The sequence below is a fragment of the Roseateles sp. 22389 genome (genome assembly GCF_052044995.1).
Taxonomy (GTDB): Bacteria; Pseudomonadota; Gammaproteobacteria; order Burkholderiales; family Burkholderiaceae_C; genus Roseateles.
The window spans coordinates 91,912-106,940 of sequence record NZ_JBQEOF010000019.1; the positions used below are offsets into that span (position 1 = coordinate 91,912).

The following is a 15,029-nucleotide window of genomic DNA, read 5'->3' on the forward strand; positions in this document are numbered from 1 at the left end:
GACATGACCTCCAGCCTGCTGCGCGGCGGCACCGCCGCCCTGCTGATCGCCGCCGCATCGATGTCCGCCTGGGCGGCCGACGATGCCGACGCCATCGAGCCCGACCAGCCCGGCATCGTCGAATCGAGCAGTACCGTCGGCCAGGGCCGCGCGCTGCTGGAGACCGGCATCGGCTACCAGCGCGACAAGAGCGACGGCGTTCGCAGCCGCTTGTGGTCGACGCCGACGCTGCTGCGCTTCGGCTTCACCGAGGACTGGGAGTTCCGCGTCGAGACCGACGGCTACCAGCGACTGCGCGCGACCGACGCCGACGGCACGACGCGCGCGAGCGGCTGGGCCGACACGGCGCTCGGCGTGAAGTGGCACCTGCAGGACAGCGACGGCGAACGCGGCAAGCCCGGGCTGGCGTGGCTGCTGCACATGGACATGGACAGCGGCTCGGCGGCGTTCCGGGGCCAGGGCTTGCGGCCGTCGCTGCGGCTGACGGCGGAATGGGACCTGCCACGCGACTGGTCGGCCGGCGTGATCGGCGGGCTGTACCGTGACCGGCGCGAGGACGGCGGTCATTTCGTCGGCGGCATCCTGGGCGCCTCGCTGGGCTGGCCGATCGCCGAGCGCTGGAAGGGCTACGTCGAGATCGCCGGCGACCAGCTCGCATCGACGCGCAACGGCGGCCGCAGCGTCTCGGCCGGCACCGGCGTCACCTGGCTGGTCGACCGCCGCGTGCAGCTCGATGCCTCGCTCAACCGGGGGCTGACGAAGCAGACGCCCGACTGGGTGCTGGGGCTGGGGGTGTCGATCGGGTTCTGAGGCTGCTTCCTCGCCGGCAGCTCCGCGCCGTCGACCTCAACGGGCGGCGGGCTTCCACCCGGGCCCGAACCAGCCGGGACTGGGCTCGCCCTTCACCTCGCCGAAATAGGTGGTGAAGGTCTGGCGCCAGCGTTCCACTTCGGCGCGGTCCTCCATGAAGGCGACGAAGTCGGCGATATGCGCGTTGGGATAGGTCCAGATCGGCGGCAGCCCGCCGGCCGGCGTGATGTCCGTCCGCACCGACCAGCCGTTGTAGGCCGCCTGTTGGCGCTCGGCCGAGAGCTGCCAGTTCATGTAGAGCTTGGCCGCGGCCGGGTGTGGCGCCGCCTTCAGGATCGCCGCCCGCTGTCCCCATGCCAGGAAAGGCTCCCCTGGCGGAGCGACCCACTTGACCCGCGCATCGGGCGGCGCCGTGAGTGATCCCGAGCCGGCGATGCCGATCGATGCCCGATGCCCCTGCACCGCCTCGCCGGGACTTTGCGTGCCGCGGCCGAACTGGACGTCCTGCGCCGCCAGCCTGTGGATCCAGTCCCAGCCATACGCGTCGGCGTAGAGCTTGTAGAGGAACAGCGCGGCGTCGTCGTCATTGGGATAGGAAGACGCGATCCTGCCCCGCCATGTCGGATCGGCCAGGTCCCTCGGCGAGGCGGGCGCCGCGCCGCCGGTCGCGGCCGGGTCGTACAGGTAGCTGAAGGCGATCACGCCAATGGCGGTCCATGCGCCGTCCGGATCCTTGAAATCTCCATGCACCTTGGCATGGCCGGCGGGCTTGTAGGACAGCAAGCGCCCCTGCTGCTTCCAGCGCGGGAAGTCCTGCAGCGTCTGCAGCTGCACCACGTCGGGCACCGGCCGGCCGTTGGCGAACTGGTTGTCAACGCGCACGTCGTGGTACTTGCTGTAGTCCACCACCATCGTCAGATGGATGCCGGGAAACCGGGCCTGGAAGGCCTTGACGGTGCCCGCCTGCTGGGCAGGGACGTCGCCGCCCGCATAGACCACGAGTTCGCCGCCTTCGGCAAGCGCTTCGTCATAGAGCGTGTCGAGCGGCTTGCTTTCCTCGGCCAGCGGGGCCGGCGCCGCGGTGGCGGCCCGGGCGTGCTCCGGCATGAGCAGGGCGGACGCAAGCGCGGCGCACGATGCAGCGATCGTGGCGATCGCGGCACGGCGCCGCGGGAGACTCTGAAGCATGTCGGTTCTTTCTCTCATCGCAAGATTTCCGTCGAGCGCCCGCCGGACTTGACGGGCGCTTCACGCCACATCGCTAGGATGCGGCCCCGCCATGTTGATGGCGGAGCCGGGCCCCATCAAGACAGCGCCGGTGATCACAGAACGCACCTGGAGTAGGCAATCGATGGATCGGCTGACAAGCATGGAAGTCTTCGTCCGCATCGGCGAGCTGGGCAGCCTGACGAAGGCCGCCGACGCGTGCGGGCTGTCGGCCAGCATGGTGGGCAAGCATGTGCGGGCGCTCGAGGAGCGCTTGGGCGTGCGGCTGCTGTTGCGCACGACGCGCAAGATCACGATGACCAGCGCCGGACGGAGCTACCACGAGCGCTGCCGCCGCATCCTCGCCGAGGTGGATGAAGCCGATCGGCAGGCGGCCGACGAACATGTCCAGCCGCAAGGCGCGCTGCGCATCACCGCGCCGGTGATGTTCGGCGGTCTGCACCTGGCCGACGCCGTCGCGGCATTCCAGGCGCAGCATCCGCGGCTCGCGTTCGAGGTGACCTTGGGCAACCTGTACGCAGACTTGACGGACGGCGATTTCGATCTGGCGATCCGTGTCGGCGGGGAGGTCGATGTCGATCTGGTGGTGCGGCGGATCGCGGTCTGCAGCCAGGTCACCTGCGCCGCCCCTTCTTACCTGCGCGCGCACGGCATGCCGCTCGTCCCGGGCGACTTGCGGCGGCATGTCTGCCTGATCAACCTGCACGAGCGCCGGCCGGAAGCATGGACGTTCAACGGGCCGGACGGTCCGGAGGAGGTGCCGGTGAGCGGCCCCATCCGCAGCAACAACGCACTGCTGCTGCGAAGCGCCGCCGTCGCCGGTGCCGGCATCGTGCGCATGCCCAGCTTCATGCTGGGCGAGGAGTTGAAGGCGGAGCGCCTGGTGCCGATCCTGCGCGACCGCGCCGAACGCGACATCGGCATCCACGCCGTCGCGCTGCCTTCGAGTGCCCTGTCCAGGAAGGTCGGGCTGTTCACCGACTTCCTGGCTCGCCATTTCGGACCCACGCCGCCGTGGGAGATCGGGTTCTGAGGCTTCCCCTGAGCCAGGCGGAATCCCGGGGAGCGGCGAGATGACGTACAAAGCCGGCTGTCGTTTCAGCCCGCTGGATGCCCATGCGCCTCGCTCTCCGCTCCGTTCTTCACTCGACGCTCCTCTCGCTCGCCTGCTGCGCCCTGCCCTCGGCCTGGGCGGCGCCCGCCAGCGGCACCTTCACCGCCTCGCGCGCCTGCGAGGCCTTCCAGTCCTTCCGCAAGAGCACCAATCCCGACGGCGCGAAGCTGTCGCCGGGCACCGGCTACACGATCCTGGAGACGCATGACGCGGGCTGGACCCGCGTGCAGGTGCCGGGCGCGCGGCCGTCCGAACGCTGGGTGCAGAACGACTGCGGCAACGCGAGCGGCGGCTCGGAAGTCTCCGCCCCGGCGAAGTCCGGCCGCGCGCCGGCCGAGGGCAACGGGCCGTCGATGTCGGGCCGCGGCGGCATGTGCTCCACGGCCAACGAATACGACAGCTTCGTGCTGGCGATGTCGTGGCAGCCCGGCTTCTGCGAATGGACGGCGGGCGGCAAGCGCGGCAAGCCGGAATGCGAGGCGATGGAGAGCGGCAAGCTCAAGGTCAGCAACCTGACGCTGCACGGGCTGTGGCCCAACCGCCAGCAATGCGGCATCAGCTACGGCAACTGCAGCACGGCGCCGATGACGCTGTCGAAGGAGACGGTCGCCTACATCGGGCCGTGGATGCCGAATTTCCTGTACGAGAAGGACTTCGGCGAGCACGAGTGGCGCAAGCACGGCACCTGCCAGGCGATGAATCCGGACGCGTACTTCCGCCGCGCGGTGGACCTGGTGAAGCAGTTCAACGATTCGGGCGTCGGGCAGTACATCCGGCAGAACATCGGCGGGTCGATTTCCAAGCGCGCGTTCTACGACAAGCTGAAGGCCGAGACCGGCAGCGACGCGTACCGGGACAGCGTCAAGCTGATGTGCTCGGGGCAATACCTGACGGAGATCCAGGTGAAGCTGCCGCGTGATTACCAGGCGGGCGGGTCACTGAAGCAGCTCCTCGGTGACCAGCCCGGCGGCAGTGGCGGCGGCACCTGCCGCGCGGATGAAATTCGGATCGAGGCGAGCGGGCGCTGAGGAATTCGGATTTCCGTTCATCCATTCGGCGGGTACACAAACCCGCCGGGCCCATGCCCACAATGGGAGAGAGCGGCAACGGGAAAGATATGCGGCCGAATCGCAGGGCAAACGGCGGTTTACGGCGAAAGGGAGCCAGCGACTCGCACTACTCGGCGCTCTCGGAGTACGACGAGCACGAAGGCGTTTTCCGGACCGCCATAGACGAATCCTCGCTCGCCGGGAAGAATTCCATGGGAACTGGTCTGCGGCTCCCATACCTCGTCCGGCTCGCCAAGAGCGCTCCTGACGTCATCCTCATATTCACCAAGAGCAACCGGGCTCACGACGAAGGCCGGGCCTTCAACCGAAACCGCCTTACAGTTTTCAGGGGGACCGTTGGAAGCAACATCCAAGGCCGCTGGCCTTTTCAAACCACCAGTGGAACGCAGCCCGTATTGCAGTCGGAGGTAAACCCCGGCACGCCGAATACACACCTCCTTGATCCCGTCTTCGACCTCCACCCCTCTCGTGCCGTAGGCATTTTCAACCTCGGACAGGGGCCACATGCTGCCAATGCATTTGTTGACGCCAATACAGACTCGATGAGGGGCAACCTTTTCCGGTTCTTTCGCGCAGGCAACCGTGAGCCCTCCCATTCCCAAGGCGCTGAAAAGTAGAAGATGTATCATTTTCACTGTCTTGACTCTGCAAGGTGTTGACGCCTCGGCCAGTCCGAAGGGGTCGCGAGGACAGCACCGCAGCGTCCAAGATAAGCGCGACGGTAACCACCAGTGAGATGATCGTGGAAAGGCTACGAACATGCCCCATCATCGCCCGGCTGGGGAACGCGGTGAGTTTTCTCAACACGCCGCTCAAACTCTTTCCTGGAAGCACAAAGCTGCTGTGCGTCAAGCTTTCTCGCGGAAGCCAATTGCGCACAACTGTTATCTCCCCCAAATCTCGCTAGCCGCTTATTCATAAGAACTGAGAAGTTCTTCGCGCGCTTCGACGCTGCGCATGACCATTCAGATCCGACTTCTCCATCAAGCTTAAATAGCGCCAAGTCTGCCAAATATCTGTCGGCTACTTTTGCTTTCGACTGTGCAAGCACCTTGAGACTAGTCGACCATCTAAGCGATGCATCGGACCCGGGCGGCGGGTGTTGAAGCTCAACGAAGGCTTCGACTGCTTGGAAATACGCCTCTCTCTCCGTTGCGTCAATGCCCATTGCATGCGACGGATGGACGAAAACTCCAATCACGGCCATCATGCATGCGACAAGCGGGGGATATCGCATTTTCATGAAACCAATCGCCTCGCAGTTGGAAACGGCACGACGGCAATATGCACGACTGTCCTCCCTTCAAGTTGTCATCAGCCCCTTCTGAATTCTGCAAGAGACATCCCGGCCAAAAATCATCAGTTCTGATGACGCCCCAAATCAGCTCGACCGCCTGAAGCGCGGCGACGTCGTGCTCGTGCTCGACAAGGCCGCCGGAAGGCGCGCGTCCGAGGCCTCAGACGCCAGCGCGCGGCCGCCCGCCGGTCGACGGCACCGCCTCATCCCCCAGCGCCTGCAGCCCGGCCAGCACGGGCGTCAGCACGCGATCGACCGCCTGAGCCAGTGGCCCGAGCGCGGCCTCGTCCGCATCGCGCAGACACGCCTGCTCCAGCGCCTGCGCCGCGGCGTGGACCTCCTTCATGCCCAGCGCCGCCGCGGCGCTCTTGAGGTCATGCGCCATCCGCATCGCCGCCGCGTCGTGCGCGGCGCGCAGGGCGAGGAAGCGCGGCAGGAAATCGGTCTCTCGGTCCCTGAACAGGCGCAGCAGGCGCCGATACAGCGCGCGGTCGCCCATCATGCCGGCGAGCCCCACCTTCAGGTCGACGCCCGGCAGCGCCGGCAGGTCCGGCGGACCGCTCCCCGCGGCAGCGTCCTTCCCACCGGCACGCACCGCCCCGGCATCCCGACGGATCCAGCGAGCCAGCGTCGCGAACAGCTCCTCCATGTCGATCGGCTTGGCGACGTGATCGTTCATGCCGGCCGCCAGGGCCTTCTCCCGGTCTCCCACCATCGCGTTGGCGGTCATCGCGATCACCGGCAGGTCGCGCCATTGCGGCTGCCGCCGCAGCGCCTGCGTCGCGGCATAGCCGTCCATCACCGGCATCTGGCAGTCCATCAGCACGCCGTCGAAGGGATGGCTGGCCAGCATCGCCAGCGCCTCCTGGCCATTGGCCGCCACCCGCGTCTCGATGCCGGCCCGCCCCAGCACGTCCAGCGCGAGCTCCTGGTTGAAGGCGTTGTCCTCGACCAGCAGGAGTCGCGCGCCCCGGAGCGCCGCCCGGTCCCCCTGCAGCGATTCCTCGCGCCGGGCGCGACGCGTCGTCGGCGCCACCGCCAGTCCGAGCGCGGTCGCGCAGGCGTCGAACAGGGTCGACGGCGTCACCGGCTTGGTCAGCAGCGCCCCCACCGTCACGCCTTGATCGTCCAGTTGCTGCTGCACCTCGTGCCGGCTGAAGGCCGTCAGCATCAGCACCGGCGGCGTCGGATGGCGTGGACGCTCGCGCTCGGCCAGCAGCCGCGCGCACATGACGCCGTCCATGCCGGGCATCCGCCAGTCCAGCAGCAGCAGGTCGTAGGGCTCGTCGCGCGCGTCCGCGAGCGCCACCTGGCGCAGCGCCTCCATCCCCTCCGCGGCGGTGTCGACCTTCAGCCCGAGCGCGCGCGTCATCGCCGCCACCACCTCGCGCGCGCAGGCGTTGTCGTCGACGATCAGCGCGCGCGTGCCCTTCAGCCCGGTCCGGTCGGGCGCGGCACGGCCCGCCGCCGCGGCGCTCCGGTCGGCGGCCGCGTCGAGTTCCAGCCGCACGCTGAAACGGAACCGGCTGCCCCGCCCCGGCTGGCTCTCGACCTCGAGCTCGCCGCCCATCAGCCTCACCAGGTGGCGGCTGATCGCCAGGCCCAGGCCGGTGCCGCCATAACGCCGGCTGGTCGACGCGTCCGCCTGGGTGAAGGGCTCGAACAGGCGGCCCTGCTGCTCCGCGCTCATGCCGATGCCGGTGTCGCTCACCTCGAAGCGCAAGCGCACCGAAGCTTCGTCGCGCGCCAGCACCGCCACGCCGATGACGACCTCGCCGCGCTCGGTGAACTTGACGGCGTTGTTGCCCAGGTTCAGCAGCACCTGCCCCAGTCGCGACGGGTCACCGACCAGCGCCTCGGGCAACTCCGGCGGCTCGACGAACAGCAACTCCAGCCCCTTCTCCTCCGCCTTCAGCCCGATCAGGTTGGCCAGGTTGTCCATCACGTCCGACAGGTTGAACGGGATCGCCTCCATGTCCAGCTTGCCGGCCTCGATCTTCGAGAAGTCCAGGATGTCGTTGATGATCCCCAGCAGCGATTCGGCCGAGGCATGCACCTTCTGGATGTAGTTGTGCTGCTGCGGGTTGAGCCCGCTTTGCAGCGCGAGGTAGGACATGCCCAGGATCGCGTTCATCGGCGTGCGGATCTCGTGGCTCATGTTGGCCAGGAACTCGCTCTTGGCGCTGCTCGCCGCCTCGGCCACGCGACGCGCGTGCCGGTCGGCCTCGGCCTGGCGGCGCTCGCTGAGGTCGACGATGAAGGCCACGCCCTGCCGGGTCGAATCGCTCAGCAGCGCGCCGCCGATCAGCACCGGCACCCGGTGCCCGTCCCGGTGGAGGTAGTGCTTCTCGTAGGACGCGCAGCGACCGGTGGCGCGCAGCTGCTCGATCGCCCGCCGGTCGGCCTCGGCCTCCTCCGGCGGCGTGAGCGCCGTCCAGTCGATGCGCCCCGCCTCCAGGTCCTCGCGGGTGTAGCCGATGATCTCCAGGAAGGCGTCGTTGGTCTCGGTCACCGCGCCCGACACCTCCCAGAAGAAGATGCCGATCATGCTGGACTCGATCACGCGGCGCAGGCGCGTCTCGCTCGCGCTCAGGGCCTGTTGCGCCTCGTGCTGCGAGGCGGTGCGTTCCTCGATGCGCCCGGCCATCGCGTTGATGCCGCGCTGCAGCTCGCCGATCTCGTCGTCGACGCCCGCCTGCGCCACCCGCGCCGTCAGGTCGCCGTGCTCGATGCGCTCGACGCAGTCCAGCGCCACGCGCACGCGCCGCATCAGCCAGCGGCCGAACAGGTGGACCATCAGTCCCCCCAGGCACAGGGCGACGAAGGTGATGCCACCGATCGCCCGCATGAACCGGACCATCGGCGCGTACATCTCCTGCTGCGACACGGCCACGCCGATCACCCATCCGACGGGCTCCAGCCCATGGAACACCGCCATGCGGCGGTCGCCCAGATAGTCGTACTCCAGCGAGCCGGTCCCCTGCCGCACCATCTCCGCGACGAAGGCGTGCCGGGCGCGTTGGCCGATCGGCCCCTGCGGGTGGTAGACGACGCGCAGGTCGTTGCGCTCGACGATGAAGAGCGTGGCCGAGGCGAAGCCCTCCTTCTGGCGCAGCTGACGCAGCTGCTCCTCGGCCTCCCGGGCGGCCGCGCGCACGCCGGAGCGGTACAGCTGCTGCCGGATCGCCTGGGTCGCGCCCTGCAGTTCCAGCTGCATCAGGCGCTCGCGCGACTGCCGCAGGTCGGACTGCAGGAACACCACCGCCGCGCCCAGCACCAGGGCCGTCATCGCCAGCACGATGAGCAGCGACAGCAGGTTGAGTCGCGTCGAGACCTTCACGGCCGGTCCTCGCCTCAGAACCTGAACTGGTCCACGTTGTCTTTCGTGAACACCATGACGGGCAGCGCCACCTGCAGGCTGATCGCGTCCTTGCGCGGCGTGAAGCGGCCGAGCCGGCCGGCGTCGAAGGCCTGCCCCGCCTTCAGGCCGCCGGTGAGCAGCTGGCGCGCGCAGTAGACGGTGAGGTAGCCGTGGTCCGGCGCGTTCCAGAGCAGCACGGTGCGGACCGTGCCGTCCTTGAGGAAAGCGCGCATCAGGTTGGGCGTCGAGTTGCCGATGACGGCCACCTGGCCGACGCGACCCGCATCCCGGACCGCGCGCGCGACGCCGGGCAGGTTGGGCGCGCCCAGGGCGACGATGGCCTTCAGGCCGGGCATCGACTTCAGGTAGTCCTGCGCGATCCGGTAGGCCTCCTCGGTGCTCTCGCCCGCGGGCCGGATGTCGACGATGCGCAGCTCCGGATGCTGGCGGTAGATCGTCCGCTTCATCGCGTCGATCCAGCTGGTCTGGTTCGGCGCGGTGAAGCTGGTGGTGACGAGGGCGATGTCGCCCTTGGGGCCGATCTCGCGCACCACGGACTCGACCAGCCGCGCGCCGAATTCCTCGAAGTCCACCAGGTTGACGAAGAACTCGCGCTGCTGGCTGTCGCCGTCCCAGCTCATCACGCGGATGCCGGCGCGCTGCGCCTTGGCCAGCACCGGCGCGATCGCGACCGGGTCGTTCGACGCGACCGCGATCAGGTCCGGTTTCGTGGGGATGAGCCGCTCGATCATCTCGATCTGCTTCTCGACCTGGTCCTGCGTCGGCCCGGTCCAGGTCACCGACACATCGGGCAGCTCGCGGGCGGCGGCGTCGATGCCGGTCTTCACCGCGTCGTAGTACGCGATGCCTACCAGCTTGGGCATGATCACGATCCGGTGACGGGGCGGCGGCTCAGGCTGCGCGAACGCCGGCGCCGGAACCGACAGCAGCGCGGCGCCACAGGCCAATCCACACAGCACACGCAGCACGCGGAGCAACGGGACCATGGTGCGCTCCTTGGTGAACGGCGCGACCGCCCGACAGGGGCGGCGCTCCCGCCGCAATGCTGCGCCGTTCCGCCGGGGGAGCGGGCCACCTGTTCAGGGGGCCCGGTGGGATCTCAGCGCTTCCTGACGATCACGCTGCCCACCGAATACCCCGCACCGAACGAGCAGATCACGCCCAGGTCGCCCTGCTTCAGGTTGGCGCGATGCTCGTGGAAGGCGATCACCGAGCCCGCCGAGGCGGTGTTGGCATAGGTGTCCAGGATCAGCGGCGCGATCTCCGCGCCGGCCTCGCCGCCGACCAGCTTTTTGATCACCAGCTGGTTCATGCCCAGGTTGGCCTGGTGCAGCCAGTAGCGGCTGACGTCGGTGGGCTGGATGTGCAGCGCGGCGAGATGGTTCTCGATGTGCGCGGCGGCGATGGGCACCACCTCCTTGAACACCTTGCGGCCTTCCTGCCGGAAGGTCTTGTCGCGCGCGTCGGGATCGCTGTCCTCGGCCTTGTTCATGAAGCCGAAGTTGTTGCGGATGTTGTTGGAGAACTGCGTCGCCAGCTTGGTGCCGAGGATCTCCCACTGCTCCGGGGCGACCGCCAGGTCGGCGCGCTCGACAAGGATGGCCGTGCAGACGTCGCCGAAGATGAAGTGGCAGTCGCGGTCCTTCCATTCGAGGTGGGCCGAGGTGATCTCCGGATTCACGATCAGCACGCACTTGGACGCGCCCGAACGCACAGCGTTGTAGGCCTGCTCCAGCGCGAAGGTGGCCGACGAGCAGGCCACGTTCATGTCGAAGCCATAGCCGCCCGCGCCCAGCGCCTGCTGGATCTCCACCGCCATCGCCGGATAGGCGCGTTGCATGTTGGCGGCCGAGCAGAACACCGCGTCGACGTCTTCCGGCTGGCGCCCCGCCGCGGCCAGCGCCTTGCGGGCGGCGTCGACGGCGATCTCGGCCATCAGCGACAGCTGGTCGTCGGCGCGTTCCTGGAAGCGCGGGTACATGCGCGTCGGGTCCAGCACGCCTTCCTTCTCGATCACGTAGCGCTGCTTGATGCCAGAGGCCTTCTCGATGAACTCGACGCTCGAATGCACCAGCGGCTCGCGCGTGCCGGCAGCGATGGCCTGGGCGTGCTCGGCGTTCTGCAGGTCGACGTAGCGGTTGAAGGCCTCCACCAGCTCGGTGTTGGTGATGACGTGCGGCGGTTGGTACAGGCCGGTGCCGCTGATGACGACGGAATGCATGGGGCTGGTCTTTTGAGGTCGCCCGGTGAGGGGCCAAGGGGGCGAAGTTTAGCGAACTGCGCTCAAAAGCCCCCGATCCGTGCATGCTGCACCGCAAGGTGGCGAGACCGTCGCCGGGGCATGCGTAGAATGAGCCACCGGGCCCAAATTTTGGGACCCGGTTTTTTTTGGCCGGGTCCCAAGTCAAGCGCTCGCAGCCCAGGGCATGCACTGCATCAACGCAGCCCGACTTTGCGACTTTGGACCATGGAAATCTTTGACTACGACAACATCCTGCTGCTGCCGCGCAAGTGCCGCGTGACCAGCCGCAGCGAGTGCGACACCTCGATCGACTTCGGCCCCCGCCGCTTCAAGCTGCCGGTGGTGCCGGCCAACATGAAGACGGTCGTCGACGAGTCCATCACCGAATGGCTGGCCGCCAACGGCTACTTCTACGTGATGCATCGCTTCGACCTGGACGCGGTCGCCTTCGCCCGCACGATGCGGGACAAGGGCCTGCTGGTCTCCCTCAGCGCCGGCGTCAAGGAAGCCGACTACGCGCTCATCGACCGCCTCGCGGCCGAGGGCCTGGGCGCCGACTACATCACCATCGACATCGCCCACGGCCACGCCGACGCGGTGCAGCGGATGATCGCCCACATCAAGCAGAAGCTGCCGCAGACCTTCGTGATCGCGGGGAACGTGGGCACGCCGGAGGGCGTCATCGACCTGGAGAACTGGGGCGCGGACGCGACCAAGGTCGGCATCGGCCCGGGCAAGGTCTGCATCACGCGGCTCAAGACCGGCTTCGGCACGGGGGGCTGGCAGTTGTCGGCGCTCAAGTGGTGCGCGCGCGTGGCGACCAAACCGATCATTGCCGACGGCGGCATCCGCCATCACGGCGACATCGCCAAGAGCGTGCGCTTCGGCGCGGCGATGGTGATGATCGGCTCGCTGTTCGCGGGCCACGAGGAGTCGCCGGGCAATACCGTCGAGGTCGACGGCCGGCGCTACAAGGAGTACTACGGCTCCGCGTCCGACTTCAACAAGGGTGAATACAAACACGTCGAGGGCAAGCGCATCCTCGAGCCGGTGAAGGGCAAGCTGGCCGACACCTTCCGGGAAATGGAAGAAGACCTGCAGAGCTCGATTTCCTACGCTGGCGGTCGCAGCTTGGCGGATCTGCGCAAGGTGAATTACGTGGTGCTAGGCGGTGAGAACGCCGGAGAACATTTGTTCATGTAACACATCGCTGCCCGCTGGTTGACGAGGAACCTTAACGAGAAACCCGGCTCAGGCCGGGTTTTTCTTCAGCCGAAATCAATGACGACAGTGGAAATATTGGTGATGCCATCGTCCGGACGCGCCCCCGTGTCGAACTTCAAGGAAAGCCTCCGGAGCGCAGTTCTTCAACACGTCCGGCGTGCCCTGAAATGAGCGCCCGTCGCCCTTCCAGCCCCTCATCGAGGTGGGCCACCCCCACTGCGCGAAGTGGTCGTCCCCCGCGTCGTCGCTCAGCGGGCGAGCCCTTCGCCGCGCAGCGCCTTCGCCGCCTCCACCATGTGCCGCAGCGCCGCCTCGGTCTCCGGCCATCCCCGCGTCTTCAGGCCGCAGTCCGGATTGACCCACAGCTGATCCGCGGGAATCACCTCCGCCGCCTTGCGCAGCAGCCGCAGCATCTCGTCGCTGCCGGGCACCCGGGGCGAATGGATGTCGTAGACGCCGGGGCCGATCTCGTTGGGATAGCGGAAACCGCCTCCCTCCCCGCCGAAGCCGCGCAGCAGCTCCATGTCGGAACGGCTGGTCTCGATGGTGATGACGTCGGCATCCATCGCGGCGATGTCCGGGAGGATGTCGTTGAACTCCGAGTAGCACATGTGCGTGTGGATCTGCGTCGCGTCCCCGACCGGTGATGCGGCGACGCGGAAGGCGCGCGTCGCCCACGCGAGGTAGCCGGCCCGCTCCGCCTGGCGCAGCGGCAGTCCCTCGCGGATCGCCGGCTCGTCGATCTGGATGACGGCGATGCCGGCGGCCTCCAGGTCGGCGACCTCGTCCCGGATGGCCAGCGCGATCTGCAGCGCCGTGTCGGCGCGCGGCTGGTCGTCGCGCACGAAGGACCATTGCAGGATCGTGATCGGCCCGGTGAGCATGCCCTTCATCGGCCGGTCGGTGAGGCCCTGCGCGAAGCGCGTCCACTCGACCGTCATCGGCGCTGGCCGCGCGACGTCGCCGAACAGCACCGGCGGCTTCACGCAGCGCGAGCCGTAGGACTGCACCCAGCCGTTGGCGGTGAACGCGAAACCGTCCAGCTGCTCACCGAAGTACTCGACCATGTCGTTGCGCTCGGCTTCTCCGTGCACCAGCACGTCCAGCCCGAGCGCCTCCTGGCGCCGCACCGCGTCCTCGATCTCGCCGCGCATCGCGGCGCGGTAGGCCTGGGCATCGAGCTCGCCGCGCTTGAAGGCCGCCCGCGCCGCGCGGATAGCCGGCGTCTGCGGGAAGGAACCGATCGTGGTCGTCGGGAAGGTGGGCAGGCGCAGCCGCTCACGCTGCGCGGCCTGGCGCCGCGGGAACGGGGAGGCGCGCCGGTCCGCATCCGCCGGCAGCGCCGCGACGCGCCGGGCGATGTCGAGCCGACGCACACGCGGGCTCGCCGCGCGCGCGGCGCGTGCCTGGCGCGCCTCGATCAGCGCATCGGCAACCGCCGCCTCGTCGCCCCACAGCGCGCGCTTGAGCACGCGCAGCTCCTCCAGTTTCTCGACCGCGCCGGCCAGCCACGGCCGCACGTCGGCGTCGACCACCGGGTCGTCGCGCAGGCTCATCGGCACATGCAGCAGCGAGCACGACGCCGCCAGCCACAGCCGCCCGCCGCGCAACTCGCGCAGCTCGCGCACGGTCTCGAGCGCCGCGTCCAGGTCGGCGCGCCACACGTTGCGGCCGTCGACGATGCCCACCGACAACTCCCGGTCCAGCGGCAGCGTCCGCGCGACGTCCCGCAGCTCACCGGCGGCGCGCACCGCGTCCACATGCAGCCCGGCCACCGGCAGCCCGCAGGCGAGCGCCAGGTTCTCCGCCAGCGGCGAGAAGTAGCTCGCCAGCAGCACCTGCTGGTCGACCTGGCCGAGCCGCTCGTAGGCGCGGCGCAGCGCGTCCTGCCAGGCCGGCGCCAGGTCCAGGCCGAGGATGGGCTCGTCCAGCTGCACCCAGGTCACGCCGCGCGCCGCGAGCTTCACCAGCAGTTGCTCGTACACCGGCAGCAGGCGGTCCAGCAGCGCGAGGCGGTCGAAGCCCGCCTCCTTGCTCTTGCCCAGGAACAGGAAGCTCACCGGCCCCAGCAGCGCCGCCTTGGGACTCGCGGGGAGCGCGATCGCCTGGTCGACCTCGGCCAGCAGCCGGTCGGCGTGCAGCGTGAAGGCGGTGGCGGCGTCGAACTCGGGGACGAGGTAGTGGTAGTTCGTGTCGAACCACTTGGTCATCTCCAGCGCCGCCGCGCCCTCGCCCGCCGAGGCGCCGCAACCGCAAGCCTCGCCGTGGTCATGCGCCGCCACGCCCCGCGCCATGGCGAAGTAGCGCCGCAGCGGCGACTCCTCGCCGGTGAAGCCGAAGCGCGCCGGCTCGCAGCCGAACAGCTGGATCAAGTCGGCGACCTGGTCGTAGAGCGCGAAGTCGCCCACGGTGACGTGGTCCAGGCCGGCGCCGGCTTGCAGGCGCCAGTGCCGGGCCCGCAACTCGGCGGCGACGTCCTGAAGCGCCGCCTCGTCGATTTCGCCGCGCCAGTGGCGCTCCAGGGCGAACTTCAGCTCGCGGTTGGCGCCAATGCGGGGGAAGCCCAGCACATGAGTCCGAATCATGTTGTTCTCTTCGAAATTGAATGGGATTCGGAATGTTCGCCGCTGGCGAACTATGATTCAAACGAAAGTTTTTTGCCT

The 15,029-nt window shown here is 68.4% G+C and carries 10 protein-coding genes; 4 read left to right on the plus strand and 6 right to left on the minus strand.

Annotated elements, in window-relative coordinates:
* Positions 1 to 3: 3 nt before the first annotated feature.
* Positions 4 to 810: a transporter gene (locus ACTJKJ_RS21905; protein ID WP_440822025.1), complete on the plus strand. Its 807-nt coding sequence runs from the start codon at positions 4 to 6 to the stop codon at positions 808 to 810.
* 36 nt (positions 811 to 846) lie between these two features.
* On the opposite strand, the gene ACTJKJ_RS21910 is transcribed toward ACTJKJ_RS21905, so the two are convergent.
* Positions 847 to 1,998 (minus strand): ABC transporter substrate-binding protein, encoded by a 1,152-nt coding sequence (locus ACTJKJ_RS21910; protein ID WP_440822028.1) that lies wholly within the window; start codon positions 1,996 to 1,998, stop codon positions 847 to 849.
* A 91-nt stretch (positions 1,999 to 2,089) separates the two neighbouring features.
* Between ACTJKJ_RS21910 and ACTJKJ_RS21915 the strand changes: the two genes are divergently transcribed.
* Both ACTJKJ_RS21915 and ACTJKJ_RS21920 read left to right on the plus strand, forming a co-directional pair.
* Positions 2,090 to 3,070 carry a LysR family transcriptional regulator gene (locus ACTJKJ_RS21915; protein ID WP_440822030.1) on the plus strand — a complete coding sequence of 327 codons (981 nt, stop codon included), beginning with the start codon at positions 2,090 to 2,092 and terminating at the stop codon, positions 3,068 to 3,070.
* A gap of 83 nt (positions 3,071 to 3,153) precedes the next feature.
* Positions 3,154 to 4,179: a ribonuclease T2 family protein gene (locus ACTJKJ_RS21920; protein ID WP_440822032.1), complete on the plus strand. Its 1,026-nt coding sequence runs from the start codon at positions 3,154 to 3,156 to the stop codon at positions 4,177 to 4,179.
* A gap of 119 nt (positions 4,180 to 4,298) precedes the next feature.
* Here the strand turns inward: ACTJKJ_RS21920 and ACTJKJ_RS21925 are convergent, their stop codons facing one another.
* From ACTJKJ_RS21925 to ACTJKJ_RS21940, 4 genes are all read right to left on the minus strand, one after another.
* Positions 4,299 to 4,727 carry a hypothetical protein gene (locus ACTJKJ_RS21925; RefSeq protein ID WP_440822034.1) on the minus strand — a complete coding sequence of 143 codons (429 nt, stop codon included), beginning with the start codon at positions 4,725 to 4,727 and terminating at the stop codon, positions 4,299 to 4,301.
* 951 nt (positions 4,728 to 5,678) lie between these two features.
* Positions 5,679 to 8,858: a response regulator gene (locus ACTJKJ_RS21930; protein WP_440822036.1), complete on the minus strand. Its 3,180-nt coding sequence runs from the start codon at positions 8,856 to 8,858 to the stop codon at positions 5,679 to 5,681.
* A 14-nt stretch (positions 8,859 to 8,872) separates the two neighbouring features.
* Positions 8,873 to 9,886, minus strand: a complete 1,014-nt coding sequence (locus ACTJKJ_RS21935; protein ID WP_440822038.1) for a substrate-binding domain-containing protein — start codon at positions 9,884 to 9,886, stop codon at positions 8,873 to 8,875.
* 113 nt (positions 9,887 to 9,999) lie between these two features.
* Entirely contained in the window at positions 10,000 to 11,121 is a 1,122-nt protein-coding gene (locus tag ACTJKJ_RS21940; RefSeq protein ID WP_440822040.1) for a beta-ketoacyl-ACP synthase III, read from the minus strand.
* 246 nt (positions 11,122 to 11,367) lie between these two features.
* Between ACTJKJ_RS21940 and ACTJKJ_RS21945 the strand changes: the two genes are divergently transcribed.
* Complete coding sequence (locus ACTJKJ_RS21945) at positions 11,368 to 12,345, plus strand: GMP reductase (protein WP_297381714.1); 978 nt, start codon at positions 11,368 to 11,370, stop codon at positions 12,343 to 12,345.
* Between the two features lie 269 nt (positions 12,346 to 12,614).
* Here ACTJKJ_RS21945 and metE read toward each other — a convergent pair whose 3' ends face one another.
* Positions 12,615 to 14,951 (minus strand): 5-methyltetrahydropteroyltriglutamate--homocysteine S-methyltransferase, encoded by a 2,337-nt coding sequence (metE, locus tag ACTJKJ_RS21950; RefSeq protein ID WP_440822042.1) that lies wholly within the window; start codon positions 14,949 to 14,951, stop codon positions 12,615 to 12,617.
* Between the last annotated feature and the right edge of the window lie 78 nt (positions 14,952 to 15,029).

Bases quoted from the DNA above. Each gene is read 5' to 3' on its own strand.
- ACTJKJ_RS21945 (WP_297381714.1), top strand. From the start codon at position 11,368: ATGGAAATCTTTGACTACGACAACATCCTGCTGCTGCCGCGCAAGTGC.
- ACTJKJ_RS21940 (WP_440822040.1), bottom strand. From the start codon at position 11,121: ATGCATTCCGTCGTCATCAGCGGCACCGGCCTGTACCAACCGCCGCAC.
- ACTJKJ_RS21905 (WP_440822025.1), top strand. From the start codon at position 4: ATGACCTCCAGCCTGCTGCGCGGCGGCACCGCCGCCCTGCTGATCGCC.
- ACTJKJ_RS21925 (WP_440822034.1), bottom strand. From the start codon at position 4,727: ATGTGGCCCCTGTCCGAGGTTGAAAATGCCTACGGCACGAGAGGGGTG.
- ACTJKJ_RS21935 (WP_440822038.1), bottom strand. From the start codon at position 9,886: ATGGTCCCGTTGCTCCGCGTGCTGCGTGTGCTGTGTGGATTGGCCTGT.
- metE (WP_440822042.1), bottom strand. From the start codon at position 14,951: ATGATTCGGACTCATGTGCTGGGCTTCCCCCGCATTGGCGCCAACCGC.
- ACTJKJ_RS21915 (WP_440822030.1), top strand. From the start codon at position 2,090: ATGTTGATGGCGGAGCCGGGCCCCATCAAGACAGCGCCGGTGATCACA.
- ACTJKJ_RS21920 (WP_440822032.1), top strand. From the start codon at position 3,154: ATGCGCCTCGCTCTCCGCTCCGTTCTTCACTCGACGCTCCTCTCGCTC.
- ACTJKJ_RS21910 (WP_440822028.1), bottom strand. From the start codon at position 1,998: ATGCTTCAGAGTCTCCCGCGGCGCCGTGCCGCGATCGCCACGATCGCT.